The organism is Hylemonella sp. GW821-FHT10B10 (assembly GCF_059415585.1).
Genome location: NZ_JBWKNN010000001.1, coordinates 456038 through 474110, shown reverse-complemented (window position 1 = coordinate 474110; position 18073 = coordinate 456038). Strand labels below are relative to the sequence as shown.

The 18073-nt window shown below is 66.3% G+C and carries 14 protein-coding genes; 7 read left to right on the top strand and 7 right to left on the bottom strand.

Going from position 1 to position 18073, the window contains the following annotated elements; translation table 11 throughout:
- Window positions 1-4 precede the first annotated feature (4 nt).
- The gene (locus tag AC07NT_RS02265) at window positions 5-1324 is read left to right on the top strand and encodes a TAXI family TRAP transporter solute-binding subunit (RefSeq protein ID WP_498598053.1); all 1320 of its coding nucleotides are present in this window, start codon (window positions 5-7) and stop codon (window positions 1322-1324) included.
- Between the two features lie 9 nt (window positions 1325-1333).
- Here AC07NT_RS02265 and AC07NT_RS02260 read toward each other — a convergent pair whose 3' ends face one another.
- The 3 genes from AC07NT_RS02260 to AC07NT_RS02250 form a co-directional block, all read right to left on the bottom strand.
- Window positions 1334-3484 carry a DUF1631 family protein gene (locus tag AC07NT_RS02260; RefSeq protein WP_498598054.1) on the bottom strand — a complete coding sequence of 717 codons (2151 nt, stop codon included), beginning with the start codon at window positions 3482-3484 and terminating at the stop codon, window positions 1334-1336.
- A 52-nt stretch (window positions 3485-3536) separates the two neighbouring features.
- Window positions 3537-5198: an energy-dependent translational throttle protein EttA gene (gene ettA, locus AC07NT_RS02255; RefSeq protein WP_498598055.1), complete on the bottom strand. Its 1662-nt coding sequence runs from the start codon at window positions 5196-5198 to the stop codon at window positions 3537-3539.
- Window positions 5199-5290: 92 nt separating this feature from the next.
- Window positions 5291-7555 (bottom strand): DUF1631 family protein, encoded by a 2265-nt coding sequence (locus AC07NT_RS02250; RefSeq protein ID WP_498598056.1) that lies wholly within the window; start codon window positions 7553-7555, stop codon window positions 5291-5293.
- A gap of 350 nt (window positions 7556-7905) precedes the next feature.
- Between AC07NT_RS02250 and AC07NT_RS02245 the strand changes: the two genes are divergently transcribed.
- Window positions 7906-9567 (top strand): DEAD/DEAH box helicase, encoded by a 1662-nt coding sequence (locus AC07NT_RS02245; protein WP_498598057.1) that lies wholly within the window; start codon window positions 7906-7908, stop codon window positions 9565-9567.
- A 48-nt stretch (window positions 9568-9615) separates the two neighbouring features.
- Here AC07NT_RS02245 and AC07NT_RS02240 read toward each other — a convergent pair whose 3' ends face one another.
- The gene (locus AC07NT_RS02240; protein WP_498598058.1) at window positions 9616-9999 is read right to left on the bottom strand and encodes a cupin domain-containing protein; all 384 of its coding nucleotides are present in this window, start codon (window positions 9997-9999) and stop codon (window positions 9616-9618) included.
- A 120-nt stretch (window positions 10000-10119) separates the two neighbouring features.
- On the opposite strand from AC07NT_RS02240, the gene AC07NT_RS02235 reads away from it, so the two are divergent.
- The 5 genes from AC07NT_RS02235 (at window position 10120) to AC07NT_RS02215 (ending at window position 14365) form a co-directional block, all read left to right on the top strand.
- On the top strand, window positions 10120-10674 hold the full coding sequence (locus AC07NT_RS02235; protein ID WP_498598059.1) for a PaaI family thioesterase: 555 nt from the start codon (window positions 10120-10122) through the stop codon (window positions 10672-10674).
- Window positions 10671-11057 (top strand): lactoylglutathione lyase, encoded by a 387-nt coding sequence (gene gloA / locus AC07NT_RS02230; protein WP_498598060.1) that lies wholly within the window; start codon window positions 10671-10673, stop codon window positions 11055-11057. Before AC07NT_RS02235 ends, gloA begins: the two co-directional genes overlap by 4 nt.
- 89 nt (window positions 11058-11146) lie before the next feature.
- On the top strand, window positions 11147-13108 hold the full coding sequence (locus tag AC07NT_RS02225) for a putative bifunctional diguanylate cyclase/phosphodiesterase (protein WP_498598061.1): 1962 nt from the start codon (window positions 11147-11149) through the stop codon (window positions 13106-13108).
- A gap of 4 nt (window positions 13109-13112) precedes the next feature.
- Complete coding sequence (locus AC07NT_RS02220) at window positions 13113-13727, top strand: gamma-glutamylcyclotransferase (RefSeq protein ID WP_498598062.1); 615 nt, start codon at window positions 13113-13115, stop codon at window positions 13725-13727.
- Window positions 13728-13846: 119 nt separating this feature from the next.
- Window positions 13847-14365 (top strand): superoxide dismutase family protein, encoded by a 519-nt coding sequence (locus AC07NT_RS02215; protein WP_498598063.1) that lies wholly within the window; start codon window positions 13847-13849, stop codon window positions 14363-14365.
- Between the two features lie 8 nt (window positions 14366-14373).
- Here the strand turns inward: AC07NT_RS02215 and AC07NT_RS02210 are convergent, their stop codons facing one another.
- From AC07NT_RS02210 to AC07NT_RS02200, 3 genes are read right to left on the bottom strand one after another with little or no spacing between them, the layout of a single operon-like run.
- Window positions 14374-14910: a nucleotidyltransferase family protein gene (locus tag AC07NT_RS02210; protein WP_498598064.1), complete on the bottom strand. Its 537-nt coding sequence runs from the start codon at window positions 14908-14910 to the stop codon at window positions 14374-14376.
- Window positions 14907-15908 (bottom strand): XdhC family protein, encoded by a 1002-nt coding sequence (locus tag AC07NT_RS02205; protein ID WP_498598065.1) that lies wholly within the window; start codon window positions 15906-15908, stop codon window positions 14907-14909. Before AC07NT_RS02205 ends, AC07NT_RS02210 begins: the two co-directional genes overlap by 4 nt.
- Before the next feature lie 26 nt (window positions 15909-15934).
- Window positions 15935-18073 (bottom strand): xanthine dehydrogenase family protein molybdopterin-binding subunit, encoded by a 2139-nt coding sequence (locus AC07NT_RS02200; protein ID WP_498598066.1) that lies wholly within the window; start codon window positions 18071-18073, stop codon window positions 15935-15937.

Sequence of the window (18073 nt, the reverse complement as noted above, 5' to 3'; positions counted from 1 at the left end):
ACCCATGCCCAAAGTCATACGCCACACCCTGCTTTCGCTGCGCGACCTGCTGGTCACGGCCGGCCCCTTCATCGCCCTGGCGCTGCTCCTGCTGGCGCTGGCCTACTGGTGGCTGGACCCGATGCCCCCGCGCAAGATCACGCTGGCCACCGGACCAGATCAAAGCGCCTATGCGGAGTTCGGCAAGCGCTACGCCCGCGAGCTGTCCCGGCATGGCATCCAGGTCGAACTGCACAGCAGCCAGGGCGCGGCAGAGAACCTGCGCCTCTTGCAGGAGGGCAAGGTCGATATGGGCTTCGTGCAGGGCGGTGGCGGCGACACGGCGGCGGAAGATGACGACCTCGAATCCCTGGGCAGCCTCTTTCTGGAGCCGGTCTGGCTGTTCTATCGCACGGACGCGGCCAGCAAGGTGCGGCGTGACGCCACACTGCACAGCCTGGCGGACCTCAAGGGCCTGCGCATCAATATGGGCAGCGAAGGCAGCGGCGTCCCCAGCCTGATGGACAAGCTGTTCGAGGCCAACCGCATCGACAAACGCAGCATGACCCTGTCACGCCTGCGCCAGACCCCGGCGGTGGCCGCCTTGCTGAACGGTCAACTGGATGCATTGGTACTGGCCTCGGCCCCCGAGGCGCTGATGGTGCAGATGTTGTTGCAGACGCCGGGCATCCAACTCATGGACTTTCCTCAGAGCGAGGCCTATGCTCGGCGTTTTCCCTTCCTCACCCCGGTCACGTTGCCGCGCGGCGTGGTGGACCTGGCAAACAATGTCCCGGCACAGGACATACGTCTGATCGCCACTACCACCACCCTGCTGGCCACCACCGACGTGCACCCGGCGCTGCTGCAGCTGTTCTCGCAGGCTTCGCTCAAGCTGCACGGCAGCCCTGGCTGGTTCAATCGCGCACGTGAGTTTCCACATATTGCCAACACCGAACACCCGCTGGCAGAAGAAGCCGAGCGCACGCTGAAAAACGGTGTGCCGCTGTTGCAGCGCTACCTGCCCTACACGCTGGCCAATCTGATGGAGCGCATGTGGCTGGCCCTGGGCATCATCGTCGCCATCCTGCTGCCCTTGAGCCGGGTGCTACCGCCGCTCTACGAGTTCCGGGTGCGCTCACGTGTGTTCCGCTGGTACGGCCAGCTGCGCCAGATCGAAGAACGTCTGCAGCTCAACCCGAGCGCACGCGCCGATCTGCAGGAAGAACTGAACACGCTGGAAACGCGGGTCGGCCGCGTCAAGGTGCCCCTGTCCTACGCCGACGAGTTGTACGCGCTGCGCCAGCACATCAGCATGGTGCGTGAGCGGCTGCAGCGCGGCTGAAACACAATCTCAAGAGGCCGGCGGATCGGCCTGGATGTCCATGTAGATGCTGTTGCGCATGGCCAGTTCGGCCACGGCGTCGAAGGCCCGTTCCACCACAGGGCCCTGCGCCACCACACGCAACTGCCCCTGTGCCACCAGCCGGTCGAACATGCGTCGCGTCATGGAATGGTTGGAGCCGCTGGCGCTCGAGAACAGGCACAGCGTGGCCGGCTCGTTGACCCAGGCCAGTTGCAGGCGCAACCAGTGCCCATCGACCTGCAGTTCCATCCAGCTGCCGGCTTGCAGCTGTTCCAGCGACAGGCCGGGGACCGGAGTGCCGCTTTCCAGCGGCGGATGACCGGTATCGGTGTCCCGGTCCACGAGTCCCATGGGTTCGGTACTGGGGAAGTCGACAGATGCAGATTCGGCGGGCGCGGGCCCGTCCAGATCGTCCATGAAACCCGAGTCACGGGCCTCTTCGGGCGCCAGCCAGGTCTTGCTGGCGGGCTGTGCAGCCCGGTGCAAACGCGCCGCCGACACGCCGTCCATGCCGCCCTGATGCAGGGCAAACAGCTGCTCGAGAAACTGCTGCAGTTGGTCCGCCGGATAGTGGATGTGCTCCAGGCCCTGACGCAGGCCCTGGACCAGTTGCGGGATCAGTTTGACGAGCTGTCCGGGCTGGTGTTTGGCCTGATCGGGGCGCACGCTCCAGAACAGGTCTTCGAGCAGGGCCACGTGATCGGGTTCACCGGGCTGGTCGACCTTGCCTTCGATCTGGGCCTGGGCCATGACTTGGGCCCAGGGGCCACAGGCGAAGTCCACCACCAGGTCGGGCACCAGCACGGTACCGGGCTGCTTGCGGATGTGGGCGGCGATCTGGGCCGCCAGCTCGTTGCGTTTCTCGGCCTGCTGCAGCGCCTGCACGGCGGCCTGTTGCTGCACCTGGCGGCGTTGCTCGGCCTGGGACCAGATATGGCGCAGCCGGACCAGCACCCGCTCGAAGGTCTCGGGCGCGCCCGTTACCGGACCCAGGCGGGCCAGGGCCTGCTGCATGTCGGCGATGAAGTCGGCAAAACCCTCGGCCTCGATACTGTCGTAGGCAAAGCTGTGCTGCGCCAGTTCCTCGAGGAGCAGGCGGGCCGGGTGCTTTTTGTCGCTGAAAAAATGCAGATCGCTGCGCGCGAGTTGCAACAAGGCCGGCTTGAGCCCGCCGATGAGTTCGCGCACCGGCGGCAAAAGGCGTTCATCCCCGGTGATGCTGGCGATGATGAGCTGGACGACTTCCTGCACCAGCTGGTCGGCGTCGGGCGTCGCCCCCGAGACGAGGCCATGCAGTTGCTGCACGGTCAGCTGGCCGGCATAGACCTGCTGCACCAGCGTGTTCTGCGGGCTGCCAGCGCCCCCGGCGACCTGCGCCGCACGGGCCGCGGCAGCAGGAAGGGGAGCAGCCGCCGAAGCAGGCCCCGGGCCTGCCGCGCCACCACCGCCCCCAACGGCCCCGCCCCCTGCTGTGCGCTGGATGACGTAACGCACGGGCTGCACCTTCTGCACCTTGAGATAGGCCAGCAACTCCTTGTAGACCGGGCGCAGGCTCTTGCCCAGCAAGGGCACCATGGTCTGGCGGCACTGCGTCTGCACCCCGCTGTCGCCCTGCACCTCGCTGATCAGGCTCTGCAAGGCCTCGACATAGATCTCTGGACGGAAAGGATTGCGCTCCGGACGCACCTGGTCGAAACCCAGGATGGAGCTGACCAGGGTATTGAGCTCGGTCAGCTCCTGTTCCGAGTCCATCAGAGCCTGTTGCAGACCGCGCACGGCGCTGATGCGCATCTGGACTTCCTGCTCGTCCATGAGTTCGAGTTGATCGAACTTGATGCTGGACGGCCCTGCGTCCAGGGTGGTCGTCGCGGGGCTGTCACCCAGCTCACGCTCGAAAGCCTGCTGCAGAACCTGAGGAAAGCGCGAGCGCATCTCCGGCCCGGACTGCACCAGGGCGGACACCACGCGGGCGCGGGCATCACGCGCCAGCAGGTCACGGGTCTGGTCGATCTGGCGTTGCAGGGCATCGCGGGTCTGGCGCAGCACCTCGTCCATGATGTCCAGACCGCGACGCGAGGCCTCGCGGATCAATCCGTCCAGTTGAGGACCGCGGATGACCGCCTGGGGACGTGGACTCATGTGCTGTTCTTCCTGCCAGATAAACGCGATCGACCCGGTGGACCTTCGTACCTTATTTGAGCGCCTTGAAACGCACCCGGTGCGGCTTGGCACCCTCTTCACCCAGACGCTTCTTCTTGTCGGCCTCGTACTCCTGGTAGTTGCCGTCGAAGAAGGTCCACTGACTGTCGCCTTCGGCGGCCAGGATGTGGGTACAGATGCGGTCCAGGAACCAGCGGTCGTGGCTGATGACCATGACCGAGCCGGCGAACTCCAGCAGCGCATCTTCCAGCGCGCGCAGGGTTTCCACGTCCAGGTCGTTGGAGGGCTCATCCAGCAGCAGCACGTTGCCGCCGGCGATCAGGGTCTTGGCCAGGTGCAGGCGTCCACGCTCGCCGCCCGACAGCGTGCCGACGCGCTTTTGCTGGTCGCCGCCGTTGAAGTTGAACCGGCCGCAGTAGGCGCGGCTGGCCATCTGGAACTTGCCCACATTGAGGATGTCCAGTCCGCCGGACACGTCTTCCCACACGGTCTTTTCGTTCGACAGATCGTCACGCGTCTGGTCGACAAAGGCCATCTTGACCGTCTGGCCGATCTTGACCTCGCCGCTGTCCGGCTTCTCCTTGCCCGCGATCATCTTGAACAGTGTCGATTTGCCGGCGCCGTTGGGGCCGATGATGCCGACGATGGCACCCGCAGGCACCTTGAAGCTCAGGTTGTCGATCAGCAGGCGGTCGCCGAAGGACTTGCTGACGTTCTTGAACTCGATCACTTCATTGCCCAGGCGATCCGCCACGGGGATGAAGATTTCCTGCGTCTCGTTGCGCTTCTGGTATTCGAAGTCGGACAGTTCCTCGAAGCGGGCCAGACGGGCCTTGCTCTTGGCCTGGCGCGCCTTGGGGTTCTGGCGTGCCCATTCCAGTTCCTTCTTCAGGGCCTTGGCGCGGGACTCTTCGCCCTTCTGCTCCTGCACCAGGCGGTTTTCCTTCTGCTCCAGCCAGCTGGAGTAGTTGCCCTTCCAGGGGATGCCGGAGCCGCGGTCCATTTCCAGGATCCATTCAGCCGCGTTGTCCAGGAAGTAGCGATCGTGGGTGATGGCCACCACGGTGCCGGAATAACGCTGCAGGAACTGCTCCAGCCAGTCCACCGATTCGGCGTCCAGGTGGTTGGTCGGCTCGTCCAGCAGCAGCATGTCGGGCTTGGACAGCAGCAGGCGGCACAGGGCCACGCGGCGCTTTTCGCCGCCAGAGAGCTTGCCAATGACGGCATCCCAGGGCGGCAGGCGCAGCGCGTCGGCGGCAATTTCCAGCTGGTGGTCGCCTCCGTCACCGGCGGTGGCGATGATGGCTTCGAGCTTGGCCTGCTCGGCGGCCAGGGCATCGAAGTCGGCGTTTTCATCGGCATAGGCCGCGTAGACCTCTTCCAGGCGCGCTTGGGCGGCCTTGGATTCGCCCATGCCGCCTTCAACGGCCTGGCGCACGGTTTCATTGGGGTCCAGTTGCGGCTCCTGCGGCAGGTAACCGATCTTCAGGCCGGCCATGGGGATGGCCTCGCCCTCGAACTCCTTGTCGACGCCAGCCATGATCTTGAGCAACGTGGACTTGCCCGAGCCGTTGAGCCCGAGCACGCCGATCTTGGCGCCGGGGAAGAAGGACAGGGAGATGTCCTTGAGGATGTAACGCTTCGGCGGAATGATCTTGCCGAGGCGATTCATGGAAAAGACGTATTGGGCCATGGACTCTAATTCTGCGGGTAAAACCCGCATTATCCTAGGTAGGAGTTCACGGTGCGGCCCCGGAGGGCCGGAATGTGGCGCCCCGACCCGACTCAGGGCTTGGCCGGCTTGCGCTCGTTGAGCAGAGCAGCCTGGGCCACGGCGTCCAGGGCGTTGTCCACCATATGGCGCTCGGACACGATGCGCATGAGGCCGCGGGTACGCAACTGTTCCATGGTCCGGCGCGACATGGAGTGCGCCAGGCCCTTGCCAGAGATGAACATGAACAGCGTGCGGTGCGGGCTGGCCCAGGTCAGCTGGGCACGCACCCATTCGCCCTTGAGCTGCAGTTCGACCCAGCAACCGATGGCCAGGTCCGCCGCGTTCCAGGTACCTGACACGGGGGCTCCAGGGGAGGCCGCCGCCGGCATCACATCCCCTTCTGGCAGGTAACCGGCCTCGTCGGCTTCGTGACCAGCCATCCAGATGCTGTCGGAGTCGGCCGCCTCGATCACACCGTAGCCTGTGCCTTGTCCGCCCGAATCCTGAGAAAACTCCTCGGGCAGTTCGTCCGGGATAGCCGCTAGCTCGGTGACCTCGAGGCCGTCCATCGGGTCGCCCAGGTCTTCGGCCGGCTGGGTCGCTTTGGACGGCAGGGGCTCCTTGACCTTGGGCGCTTCGAAAGCTTTTTCGTGCAAGGCGATCAACTGGTCCAGGAAACGCGGAATCCGCTCGGGCGGATATTCGATCATCATCAATCCATGGCGCAGCCTGACCAGCAGATTGGGCACCACCTGCACCAGACGGCTCCGGTTGCGTCGCACCAGCTTGGACTGCACGCTCCAGATCAGGTCGTCGACCAGGGCCAGGTAGCCATCGGCATCGGTCGTGCCGTCGGCACGCAGCTGCGACTCGGCCACCACCTGCGACCAGGGGCCGCACAGGAAGGCCGCGATGAAGTCGGGAATCTTCTTGTCCTGCATGCGCTCCTGGAAATCCGCCGCCAGTCGCTGGGCCAGCATATTTCGCTGCTCGGCATGCATCAGTGCCTTCGCGGCTTCCTCTTGCTTGGCCCGCAGCGCCAGGTCCACGCGCGACCACTGTGCATCGAGCATGGTCAGGGCACGGGCGAACGACGCGGGTTCGCCATCGCTGCCCAGCAACTCGAGCACGGCCGAGGACACCATCTTGATGAAGCGCTGGAAGCGCTCGTCGTTCTCGGTCTTGTAACCCAGGCTCTGGTGTGTGATGCGGTCCAGGAACTGACGTGCCGGATGGCGCTTGTCGCTGAAGAAACGCGGGTCGCTCTGTGCCAGGCTGAGCAGCAGGGGTTCGAGCTCCTTGACCTGAACCCGCACCGGCAGCAGCAGGCGCTGATCCTTGCCCAGATTGTCCAGCATGAGACGCACCACCTCCTCGCCCAGTTGCTGGCCCAGCTCGCGATTCATGTTCTTGCCGGCCCCCTTGGCCGTGGCCTTGGCGTCCGTGAGCGCGCGTTCGCTCAGGCGCTTGATCATGGGCTCGACCATCCTGAGGTCCTCGAGCGCCACCATGGATGCCGGCACCGTGTGCAGGAAGTCCTTGCCCCGGCTGGCACCACCGGTGAGATCGATCTCCGCCGTCAACAAGCGGCGCAGCTTGTCCAGCGTCAGCATGGTGCGGGTGACCGGGTGCTCGACCGGCATGTTGCCCTGCGCCGACGCGGTGGTGGTCAGCAACGGCACCACGGGCTCGATGCCCTGCGAACGCAGCCAGTCACCCAGCTCCTTGTAGAGCGTGCGCAAGCTGTTGCCCAGGATGCCGGCGGCCGGCGTGATCAATGCGGTGCGCGCCTGCTCACTAGGAACGTGCTGCAACAGGGTTTCGCGCAGGGCGCGGGCAAAGGTCTCGGGGCGCAGGGGGTTGAGGTGGGCCTGCACCGACATCCAGCCCATCAGGCTGCTGATCAGGGCATTGAGCGGCGGCATCACCTCGTCCACCGCCATCTGGATCTCCTGCTGCGCCACGGCGAACTCGATGTTGGCATCGAGCTGGCCCTCGTCGAGCAGCTGGATATCCTCGAAGCGCACCAGCGCCTCCGGATCACTGGCATGGCTGCCGCTGCGATAGATGGCCAGGCGCAGTTGCACGCCGAACGTGGCACGCACCGCCTCGACCTGGCGGCGCAACTCTTCCACAAGGGGCTGACTCAGGGCCTGCTGGCTGACCTTGGACGCCTTGCCACCCACCTGGTGAACGGCGATGTCCAGCCCCTTGATCACATCGTCGATCAGGGAACCGGATTGCTCCAGCACGGCCTCGATGCAATCGTGCAGGGACGGCTTCTCGACGGTCGGATCATCCGACACGCCCAAGCGCCGCATGCGAAACTTTTTCATGGATTCAGTCGTTCATTGCCGGGGCTCGGGCCCGGTGCTTGTTACATTTTCTACCGAGTCCAGGACGGCACCCCTGTCCTGCCAACATTTTGTTACGGGTATGACAATAATGGCGAGAAGGAACAATTTCTGTCAAATACCGTCGTTTTGCAAGCGCCCGTAGCCGAAGCATGCGACAATGATGTCCGTTGCCGTTCAGTTGCGCGCAACATCAGCACACTGCTGGGGGCTTTGTCACCGCGTCCCGCGGACCGACGGCCCCACCTTTGAACCCTATCTGCCTTTGACTGGCCAGGTACCCCAGGTACCTGTACTGGCCGATATCCCAGCGCCCGGATGGGCGCCATACCATGAACTTTGAAGAACTGAAACTGGCTCCGGCCATCCTGAAGGCTGTGCGCGAGCAGGGCTACGAGACCCCTACCGCCATCCAGGCCCAGGCCATCCCGCTGGTGCTCGAGGGCCACGACCTGCTGGGCGGCGCGCAGACCGGCACCGGCAAGACCGCCGCCTTCACCCTGCCCCTGCTGCACCGCCTCACTATGAGCCGCAGCGCCCAGAACAAATGGGGCGGCACCGGCATCCGCGCCCTGGTGCTCACCCCCACGCGCGAACTGGCCGCCCAGGTTGAGGAATCGGTCCAGACCTATGGCAAGTACCTGCAGCTGAGCTCCACCGTCGTCTTCGGTGGTGTCGGCATGAACCCGCAGATCAGCCGCCTGAAAAAGGGCGTCGACATCCTGGTGGCCACCCCGGGCCGCCTGCTGGACCTGCAGCAGCAGGGTTTCCTGGACCTGTCCACAGTGCAGACCCTGGTGCTGGACGAGGCCGATCGCATGCTCGACATGGGCTTCATCCATGACGTGAAGAAGGTGCTGGCCCTGGTGCCCAAGGACAAGCAGAGCCTGCTGTTCTCGGCCACCTTCAGCGACGAGATCCGCGAACTGGCCAACGGCCTGCTCAAGAACCCGCAAAGCGTGCAGGTCACGCCACGCAACACCACGGTGCAGCGCATCACCCAGGTCATCCACCCGGTGGGCCGCGGCAAGAAAAAGGCCCTGCTGGCCCACATCATCCAGCAGCACAACTGGAGCCAGGTCCTTGTGTTCGTGCGCACCAAGTTCGGTGCCAACAATGTGGCCGAGTACCTGGAAAAGAATGGCATCACCGCCATGGCCCTGCACGGCAACAAGAGCCAGGGTGCCCGCACCCAGGCGCTGGCCGGCTTCAAGAGTGGTGACGTCCGCGCCCTGGTGGCCACCGACATCGCCGCACGCGGCATCGACATCGACGAGCTACCGCACGTGGTGAACTACGAGATCCCCAACGTCAGCGAAGACTACGTGCACCGCATCGGCCGCACCGGTCGCGCAGGTGCCGATGGCGCCGCCGTCAACCTGGTGTGCCTGGACGAGGAAGGCTTCATGGCCGACATCGAACGCTTCACCAAGCAGAAGATCGAAGTGCAGGTGGTCGAGGGCTTCGGTCCCGAACCGGGCGAGCGCGCCGAACCCATCGCCATGGGTCGCCAGACCATCTGGGGCGGCGCCGGCAAGCCGCCGAGCCGCGAAGTCATGGCCGCAGCCGCCAAGGCTGCGCGCACCGAGATGCTGCAGCGCATGCGCGACAACAAGGCCGGCCAGGGCGAACGCAGCAAGAGCGGCGGCCAGGGCCAAGGCCAGCGCAATGGCGGCGGCCAGAATCAGCCGCGTGGCGGCCAGGCCAAACCCCAGGGCCAGCGCGCACAAGGCAACGGTCAAGGCCAGGGGCAGAACCGCAACAACGAGCAGCGCCGCAGCAATGGCAATGGCGGCGCGCGCGCTGGCGAAGCACGCCAGCCCGATCCGCTGCGCACCGGCACAGATGCGCTGAGCCAGGGCGGTCGCAACCGCGGGCGCGGTGGTCGTCCCGGCGGCGGGGGTGGCGGCCAGGGCCGCAACCGCGACAGCGGCAAGAGTGGCGGCGGCGGGGTGGATCCGCTGCGCACCAGCTACGGCCGCATCGGCAACTGAGCTGACACGCTCGCATCAACGGCCTGCCTTGTGCAGGCCGTTTTTGTTTCAGCCGCGCACAAACAATGTGATCAGCGGGTCCGGGCCGACCTGGCGACTCCAGTGACCGTGCACGGTCGGGTCGAAGGTGGCGCCTTGCGGCAGCAGGTCGGCCGAATGGAAGTGCTGGCCCGGGCCGAAGACCCGTGACGCGCCACCCTGCAGGCCGATCTCCATCTGCCCCTGCAGAATGAACACCCATTGCGGCGCACCCGTGCAGTGAAAGCTGCTGCGGAAGCCGACCGGGCTGTGCCTCAGCTGGTAACCACCCGAGGCAAACACCTCGGACAACATGGACTGTGGCGTGCCCTGGTCCAGCGGTACGGCTTCCTCGCGAAAACGCGCACGACCGTCGGTATCGGTGTACAGGATGACTTTGGTGAACTGGCTCATGGGCGACCTCGTGTAGGAGCGCCCATTATTCCCCAGCCCCGTGTGTCGCCCCGGTGCCGGGCAGATCGCCACAGGACGTGCGAGAATTTTCCGACCCAACCTGCCGCAAAGGTCCCCCACATGTCCGCCCTCTCCCCACTCGACGCCTGGCTGGCCCAGGAACAGGACGTCCAGGCACGCATCGATGCCGGCGTTGGTGCCGGCGTTTCCCGCCCCGAGCAGGTCGCAGGCAAGACCGGCCTGGAGATGATGCAGGCCATGCTGCGCGGCGAACTGCCCTACCCGCCGATCGCCCAGACACTGGACTTCCAGTTGCTGGAGGTCTCTGAAGGCCGGGCCCTGTTCCAGGGGCGCCCCGGCCCGGCCCACCTCAACCCCATGGGCGGTATCCATGGCGGCTGGTACGCCACCCTGCTCGATTCCGCCCTGGGCTGCGCGGTGCACACCATGATGCCCGTGGGGCGTGGCTACACCACGGCCGAGCTGGGCGTGAACCTGGTCAAGGCCGTCAACCCGGCCAAGGTGCCCCGCGTGCGCGCCGAAGGCAAGGTCATCCACTGCGGGCGCCAGCTGGCCACGGCCGAAGCCAGGCTCTTCGGCCCGGACGGCACGCTCTACGCCCACGCGACCACCACCTGTCTGGTCTTCGAACTTCCGGCACAATCGAGAGCATGAGATTCCTGCACACCATGCTGCGCGTCGGCGACATGCAGCGCTCCGTCGACTTCTATACCCGCGTCATGGGCATGCAGTTGCTGCGCACCACCGACCGCCCCGAGCAGAAGTACTCGCTGGCCTTCGTCGGTTATGGCAGCAATCCCGAACAGGCCGAACTCGAGCTGACCTACAACTACGGTGTCGACCGCTACGAGATGGGCGGGGCCTACGGCCACGTGGCCCTGGGCGTGGAGGACATCTACGCCTTCTGCGAGCAGGTTCGCAGCAGGGGCGGCAACATCACACGCGAACCGGGTCCGGTCAAGGGCGGCAACACGCTGATTGCCTTCATCACCGACCCCGACGGCTACAAGATCGAACTGATCCAGCGCGACAGCTGACCTCATCGGGCGGCTCGAGTTAGGATGCAGTCATGCGGACCGGCCGGCCCGCATGGACGAGGTCCATTCCTGGCACGAGGTTCTGCCCTTTGAGAGCATTTGCGAAGCTGCGAGGCCTGCTGTCCTCCGCGCCTGCGGAGCCTGAAGGCCTGCACGACTGGCGCGCCCGCATCCTCTCGACCATCCTGGCCTTCATTGCCGTGCTGGGCACCCTGACGGCCGTGCCCGGCATCTGGCTGGCATTGCAACAAGGCCTCTGGAGCATTGCCTGGATCGACATGGCTGCCATGGCCTGGGTGCTGGTGTTGTGGCGCTACCCGCGCCTGTCCTATCCCGCACGTACCTGGAACCTGCTGGCCCTGATCTACCTGCTCGGGGTCTGGTTCCTCTTCATCGTCGGCCCGGTCAGCCAGATCTACCTCATGTCTTTCCCGGTCATGGCCGCGCTGCTGCTGGGTCTGCGCCCCGCGCTCTTTGCGCTGTTCGTCAATGCCCTCACCCTGATGACCGTCGGCTATCTGGGCAACACCGACCTGCACGTGGCGGGCTTCGAGTCCAGGCCCTTCGTCGAGTGGGTGGTCATCACCGTCAATTTCATCTTCATCAACACCATCATCACCATCTCCTGCGCCGTGCTGCTCAGCCAGCTTGAACGCTCGCTCGATCGCCAGCGGGTCATCTCCCGCTCGCTGGCGCAAGGCCAGGAGGATCTGCAGCGTGTCAACGCGGAGCTGCAGAGCACCGCCACCGCGCTCAATCGCCTCGCCTATGTTGACGAGCTCACCGGCCTGCCCAATCGCCGCATGCTGATGGACCGCCTGGGCCAGGCCCTGGCCGCCGCGCGCCGCAACCCGATCGGCGGCACCCTGCTCTACCTGGACCTGGACCGTTTCAAGAACATCAACGATGCGCGTGGTCATGCCGCTGGCGACGCTCTGCTGGTCGCGGTGGCACAGCGGCTGGCCGGCCTGATGCGGGAGGAAGACACGGTGGCGCGCCTGGGCGGCGACGAGTTCGTCATCCTGTCCCTGCAGGCGGCCCAGGAGCATGACACCGACGCGCGCTCCGCCATGGCCGTGGCACACAAGGTGCGCGAAGCCTTCGAGCAGCCTTTCACCATCGACGGCCAGCCCTACAGTGCCCACGCCAGCATCGGCGTCGTCGTGCTGGGCGGGACGGAACAGGATGCCGCCGAGCTGCTGCGCAACGCCGACACCGCCATGTACCGCGCCAAGGCGGCCGGCCGCAACCGCATCGCCTTCTTCGAAGCGAGCATGCAGCAGGAAGTAGAAGCGCATCTGGCGCTGGAGCAGGATCTGTCCGAGGCCCTGGGCCAGGGCCAGCTGGCCCTGCACCTGCAGTCCCAGGTCGATCCGGGCGGCACGGTTGTCGGCATCGAGCTCCTGATGCGTTGGACGCATCCCGAGCATGGCCCGGTCTCGCCCGCGCGTTTCATCCCCATCGCCGAGGAAACCAGCCTGATCCTGCGCCTGGGCGATTGGGTGCTGGAGCAGGCCTGCCGCATGCAGCTGCGCCTGCAGGTCGCCGGCCACGCCCTGCCGCTGTCGATCAATGTAAGCCCGCGCCAGTTCCACCAACCCGACTTCGTTGAGCGGGTGTTGGCTGTGCTGGCGCGCACCGGCGCCGAAGGGGACAAGCTGGTGTTCGAGGTGACCGAGGGCCTGCTGCTCGAAAACCTGGACGGTACCGTGGCGCGCATGAACGAACTCGCCACGCACGGCATCCGCTTCTCGGTGGACGACTTCGGCACCGGCTACTCCAGCCTCTCCTACCTCAAGCGCCTGCCCCTGCACGAGCTCAAGATCGACCGCAGCTTCATCCAGGACACACCGACCGACCCTGGCGTCACCGCCATCGTGCAGATGATCCTGTCCATGGCGCGCCATCTCGGACTCAAGGTCGTCGCCGAAGGCGTGGAGACACGCGCCCAGGCCGACTTCCTGGCCGCCCATGGTTGCGATACGCTACAGGGCTACCTCTATGCGCGCCCGCTGCCGCTGCCAGCCTGGCTGCAAGCCGCGCGCACCTGAAAGCATGCACCCGCCACCCTCCGTCCTGCCCCGCCCCCTGCGTGACCCCGCGCCCCTGCTGGCCGCCACGCTGCGTGAATGGGGCGGCCATGGCGATCTCTGGATTTTCGGTTACGCGTCGCTGATCTGGCGCCCGGATTTCGATTTCGAAGAGCGCCGCGCGGCCCATGTACGAGGCTGGCACCGGGCGCTCAAGATGTGGAGCCGCGTCAATCGCGGCACCCCCGACGTCCCGGGCCTGGTCTTCGCCCTGCTCACGGGAGGCAGTTGCCACGGCATGGCGTTTCGTGTGCAGCGCCAGCGCGCGCCCGCCATCCTGGAAACCCTCTGGGAGCGCGAGATGCCCACCGGCGTCTACGACCCACGCTGGCTGCGCTGCGAAACGCCACACGGCCCCGTCACGGCCCTGGCCTTCACCCTGTCGCGCCGCAGCCCCAACTACACCGGTGCGTTGAGCGCGGAGCAGTACCGCCAGATCTTCGCCCAGGCCCGTGGTCGCTATGGCAGCACCCATGATTACGCGCACCAGACCTATGTGAGCCTCAAGGCCCACGGCATCCACGACCGCGAGCTGGAGCGGCTGCTCGCCCATCACGTTCCTGGCTCCCCGCGCAGTTGAGCGCGCGCAGCCGAGCCCAGAGCCTGCGACGGCACCAGGGTCGTGCGACGGACGGGCAGCATCACCCGGCAAGCAGGTCTAAAGTGGTGCGGCCTGTTCAAATACAACGGAGACATACCATGATGCGCCCCTGCTTATCGCTGGCCCTGACCGCTTCCCTCGCCCTGACGGGCTGTGCCACACCCGCCGGCCCCGCGGCCAGTGCCCGGCTCCAACCCACACTGAACAGCACCACCAGCGGCGAGGTCCGCTTTGTCCAGCAAGGCGACAAGGTGATGGTCAGCGGCGAGGTGCGCGGGCTCAAGCCCGGCGCCGAGCACGGCTTTCATGTCCACGACAAAGGCGACTGCTCCAGCGGTGACGGCATGAGCACCGGCGGCCATTTCAACCCCGGCGGCCGCAAGCATGGCGCGCACGGGGGGAGCGAGCACCATGTGGGCGACCTGCCCAGCCTCAAGGCCGACGCCATGGGCGTGGCACGCTTCAGCTTCGAGTCCGGTAGCATCGCCGTGGGCAGCGGACCCAGCGACATCGTGGGTCGCGGGCTCATCGTGCACCGCGACCCGGACGACTACACGACCCAGCCCACGGGCAACGCCGGTCCGCGCCTGGCCTGCGCCGTGATCGCGCGCCAGTGAGCCGGTATTCAGTGCGTGTTGCGTGACTGCAGGAGCTGCTGTGCCCGCTGCAGATCCTCGGGGGTGTCGATGTCCATCACGCAGCCTGGATCGTCCACCTCGACAGTCCACAACCGGTGCCGGCGCACGACCGCGACGGCACCCTGCTCACCGCCCAGCGCCATCAGCGCTGCACCGCACTCGGCATGGAAACGCACCGGATGTCCGTGCCGACCCTGGTAGACCGGCCGCACCACAGCCTGCTCCACCGGTGCGGCCGCCACACGGCGCAGCGTCTCCGGCAGGACCAGCGGAAGGTCGGCTGGCAGGATGAGCCAGCCCTGGGCGTCGGCCGTGGCACGCACGGCGGCGGCTATCGAGTCGCTCATACCAGCATGGGGCGCCTCTTCCACATGAAAGGGTAGACCGCTGGCGCGCACGGCGTCCAGCGTGTGCTGTAGTACGGTCTTGTCACCCAGTGGGGCCTGCAGCTTGTGTGTGCCACCACCGGCGGCGAGAAAGCGCTCACCCCGGCCCGAAGCCAGCACCAGCACCACAGGCCTCATGCCGTGATGCACCCCGGTGTGCTGACCAAACGCAGCGTGGCCGCATTCTTGACCTGCACGATTTCGGCCAGGATGGATACGGCAATCTCGGCCGGCGTGCGCGCTGCTATGTCCAGGCCCACGGGCCCGTGCAGGCGGGCCAGTTCCTCGGCGCTGAGGTCGAAGTGCTCGGCCAGGCGCTGTTTGCGCGTGGCCTGGTTGCGGCGAGAGCCGAGCGCGCCCACGTAAAAAGCCGCCGATTTGAGCGCCTCCAGCAGGGCCATGTCGTCGAGTTTGGGATCGTGCGTGAGCGCCACGATGGCGGTGTGGGCGTCGGGCAGCATCTCGCGCACCACGTCGTCGGGCATGCCCGGCACGCGCTGCACGCCGGCCATGTCCAAGGTGGCCGCGTATTCCTCGCGCGGATCACAAACCAGCACCTCGAAATCAAGCAGGCTGGCCATGCTGGCCACGGCCTGCGAGAGTTGACCAGCCCCGATCAGCAGCAGGCGCCACTTGGGGCCGAACACCGTGCTCAGAGTCCGCTCATCGAAGACCATGGCCTGGCCGCGCACGGCATCGGCCAGGGTCACCCGGCCCGAGGCCAGGTCCAGCGTGCGCGCAACGAGCCGATGCTCAGCGGTTTGCGCCAGCAGCTGTACGACCCAGGCCGTGTCCTGCAAGGGCTCCTGCACCAGGCGCAGGGTGCCGCCGCAGGGCAGGCCGAAACGCGCCGCCTCGTCCTTGTTCACGCCGTAGACGATGAGGGAAGGTCGGGCCGCGGCCGGGTCCTGCCGGCCCTCGGCCAGGGCCGCCTTGGCCCGCGCGATCAGGTCGTCCTCGACACAACCGCCCGAGACCGAGCCGCTGACCACACCGTCCTCGCGCACGGCCAGCAGCGCCCCGGGCGGGCGCGGCGCGCTGCCCCAGGTCTGCACCACCGTGACCAGCGACACGGCATGGCCCGCGCGTTTCCAGGCCAGCGCATCAGCCAGCACGCGCAAGTCAAGACTTTCCATCCTCCCACTCCTTCTCTACAGGGTCCTCAAGCCGAGCGGATCGCCTCAGCCGTCAGCGGCAGCTTGCGCACGCGCTTGCCGGTGGCGGCTGCCACGGCATTGGCGATGGCCGGCACCACCAAGGCGGTAGCCGGTTCGCCGATACCGCCGGGCTTTTCCTTGCTCGGGACCAACACGATATCAATCTTCGGCGACTCGTGCATGCGCACCACCGGGAAGTTGTTGTAGTTGGTCTGTTGCACCCGGCCCTGCGCCAGGGTGATTTCCTGCATCAGGCCGGCCGACATGCCGAACACGATGCTGGACTGGATCTGGGCTTCCACTGTGTCCGGGTTGACCATGCGCCCCAGGTCGGCCGCCACGGTGACACGATGCACCTTGACCTCGCCGTCCTTCACCGACACCTCGGCCACCTGCGCCATATAGGTGTCGTAACCCTCCATCAGCGCAATGCCGCGTGCGCGGCCCTTGGGCAGGGGCTTGCCCCAGCCGGCCTTGTCGGCCGCGAGCTTGAGCACGCGGGCAAAACGCGGCTTGTCCTTCAGCAGCGCCATGCGGTACTGGTAGGGGTCCTTGCCCGCGGCGAGCGCCAGTTCGTCCATGAAGCTCTCGTTGGCGAAGGCGTTCATGTTGTGGCTCACCGCGCGCCAGTAACCCACACGCATGCCGCTGTCGTGGATGACCAGGTCGTGCTGCGTGTTGGCGATGGCGTAGGGCGCCACCGCCGCTTCGGCCATGAAGGGGTCCAGCGTGTCCTTGGGCAGGCCGAAAGCGCGCTGCGTGATGGACTGCGAAGTGACCTTGTGGTGGAAAGCCACCGGCATGCCCTTGGCGTCCACGCCGGCCTGCACCTGGTTCAGGCCCAGGGGACGGTAGAAGTCGTGCGTCATGTCGTCTTCGCGCGTCCACAACAGCTTGACGGGCTTGCCCACGGCCTTGGAGATCTGCGCGGCCTGGACCACGAAATCCAGCTCCAGGCGACGCCCGAAGCCTCCGCCCAGGAAGGTGGTCTTGAGCGTGACGTCCTCGGGTTTCAACCCGAGCGCACCGGCCACGGCGCCATGCGCGCCCTGCTGGAACTGGGTCGGGCCGATCAGCAGGATCTTGCCGTTCTCGAAGCTGGCCGTGAAGTTCATGGGCTCCAGCGGCGCATGGGCCTGCATGGGCGTGATGTACTCGGCTTTGAACACCTTGGCCGCGCCCTTCATGGCTTCGGCCACATTGCCCATGGGTTTGCCTATGGGCAGCACCTTGCCGCTGTCGGCCGCGGCGCGTGTGCTGGCCAGGACCTTGTTGTGGTCCAGCGCGGCCCCGGCCCCCTCGTCCCACTGCACGCTCAGTGCCTGGCGCGCCTTGACCGCGTGCCAGTAGCTATCGGCCACCACGGCCACGCCGTCATTGATCTGCACCACGTCGATCACGCCCGGCATGCCCTTGGCTTTCGCGGCGTCAAAGCTCTTGACCGTGCCGCCGATCACCGGGCACTGCTCCAGGCTCGCGTAGACCATGCCCGGCAGTTTCACGTCGATACCGAACTCGGCGGTGCCGTTGACCTTGGAAGGCGTGTCCAGGCGTTTGAGGCGCTTGCCCACGATCTTGAAGTCCTTCGGGTCCTTGAGCGCCACCTTCTCGGGCACCGGCAGCTTGGCGGCCGCGGCGGCCAGTGAGCCGTAACTGGCCTTCTTGCCCTTGGGGCCCAGCACCATGCCGTTCTCGGCCTTGAGCTTGCTGCGGTCGACTTTCCATTCGTCGGCGGCGGCAGAGATCAGCATCTCGCGCACCTGGGCGCCGCCCACGCGCAGCTTCTCCCAGCCGTCACGCACGGAGGTCGAGCCGCCAGTGATCTGCGCGCCCAGCAGGGCGTTGACGTAGACGGCGGCCGGCGGCGCGATGCTGACCTTGATCTGGTTGATGTCGACGTTGAGCTCCTCGGCGATCAGCATGGGCATGGAGGTGTAGACCCCCTGGCCCATCTCGGAACGCGCCGAGATCAGCGTGATGGTGTTGTCGTCGGCGATGTGCACCCAGGCATTGGGCGTGTAGACGGTGCCAGCAGCCTGGGCCTCGCCCCGGGTGCCGGGCAGCGCAAAACCCATCAGCAGGCCGCCAGCGGCCAGCGAGGAGGTCTTCAGGAAATCACGACGGGAAGTGTGGTTCGTGGTCAT

What these genes read in the sequence shown, in the direction of transcription:
- AC07NT_RS02265 (WP_498598053.1), top strand. Translation starts at nt 5, where the DNA reads ATGCCCAAAGTCATACGCCACACCCTGCTTTCGCTGCGCGACCTGCTG.
- AC07NT_RS02260 (WP_498598054.1), bottom strand. Translation starts at nt 3,484, where the DNA reads ATGAGTCCACGTCCCCAGGCGGTCATCCGCGGTCCTCAACTGGACGGA.
- ettA (WP_498598055.1), bottom strand. Translation starts at nt 5,198, where the DNA reads ATGGCCCAATACGTCTTTTCCATGAATCGCCTCGGCAAGATCATTCCG.
- AC07NT_RS02250 (WP_498598056.1), bottom strand. Translation starts at nt 7,555, where the DNA reads ATGAAAAAGTTTCGCATGCGGCGCTTGGGCGTGTCGGATGATCCGACC.
- AC07NT_RS02245 (WP_498598057.1), top strand. Translation starts at nt 7,906, where the DNA reads ATGAACTTTGAAGAACTGAAACTGGCTCCGGCCATCCTGAAGGCTGTG.
- AC07NT_RS02240 (WP_498598058.1), bottom strand. Translation starts at nt 9,999, where the DNA reads ATGAGCCAGTTCACCAAAGTCATCCTGTACACCGATACCGACGGTCGT.
- AC07NT_RS02235 (WP_498598059.1), top strand. Translation starts at nt 10,120, where the DNA reads ATGTCCGCCCTCTCCCCACTCGACGCCTGGCTGGCCCAGGAACAGGAC.
- gloA (WP_498598060.1), top strand. Translation starts at nt 10,671, where the DNA reads ATGAGATTCCTGCACACCATGCTGCGCGTCGGCGACATGCAGCGCTCC.
- AC07NT_RS02220 (WP_498598062.1), top strand. Translation starts at nt 13,113, where the DNA reads ATGCACCCGCCACCCTCCGTCCTGCCCCGCCCCCTGCGTGACCCCGCG.
- AC07NT_RS02215 (WP_498598063.1), top strand. Translation starts at nt 13,847, where the DNA reads ATGATGCGCCCCTGCTTATCGCTGGCCCTGACCGCTTCCCTCGCCCTG.
- AC07NT_RS02210 (WP_498598064.1), bottom strand. Translation starts at nt 14,910, where the DNA reads ATGAGGCCTGTGGTGCTGGTGCTGGCTTCGGGCCGGGGTGAGCGCTTT.
- AC07NT_RS02205 (WP_498598065.1), bottom strand. Translation starts at nt 15,908, where the DNA reads ATGGAAAGTCTTGACTTGCGCGTGCTGGCTGATGCGCTGGCCTGGAAA.
- AC07NT_RS02200 (WP_498598066.1), bottom strand. Translation starts at nt 18,073, where the DNA reads ATGACCACGAACCACACTTCCCGTCGTGATTTCCTGAAGACCTCCTCG.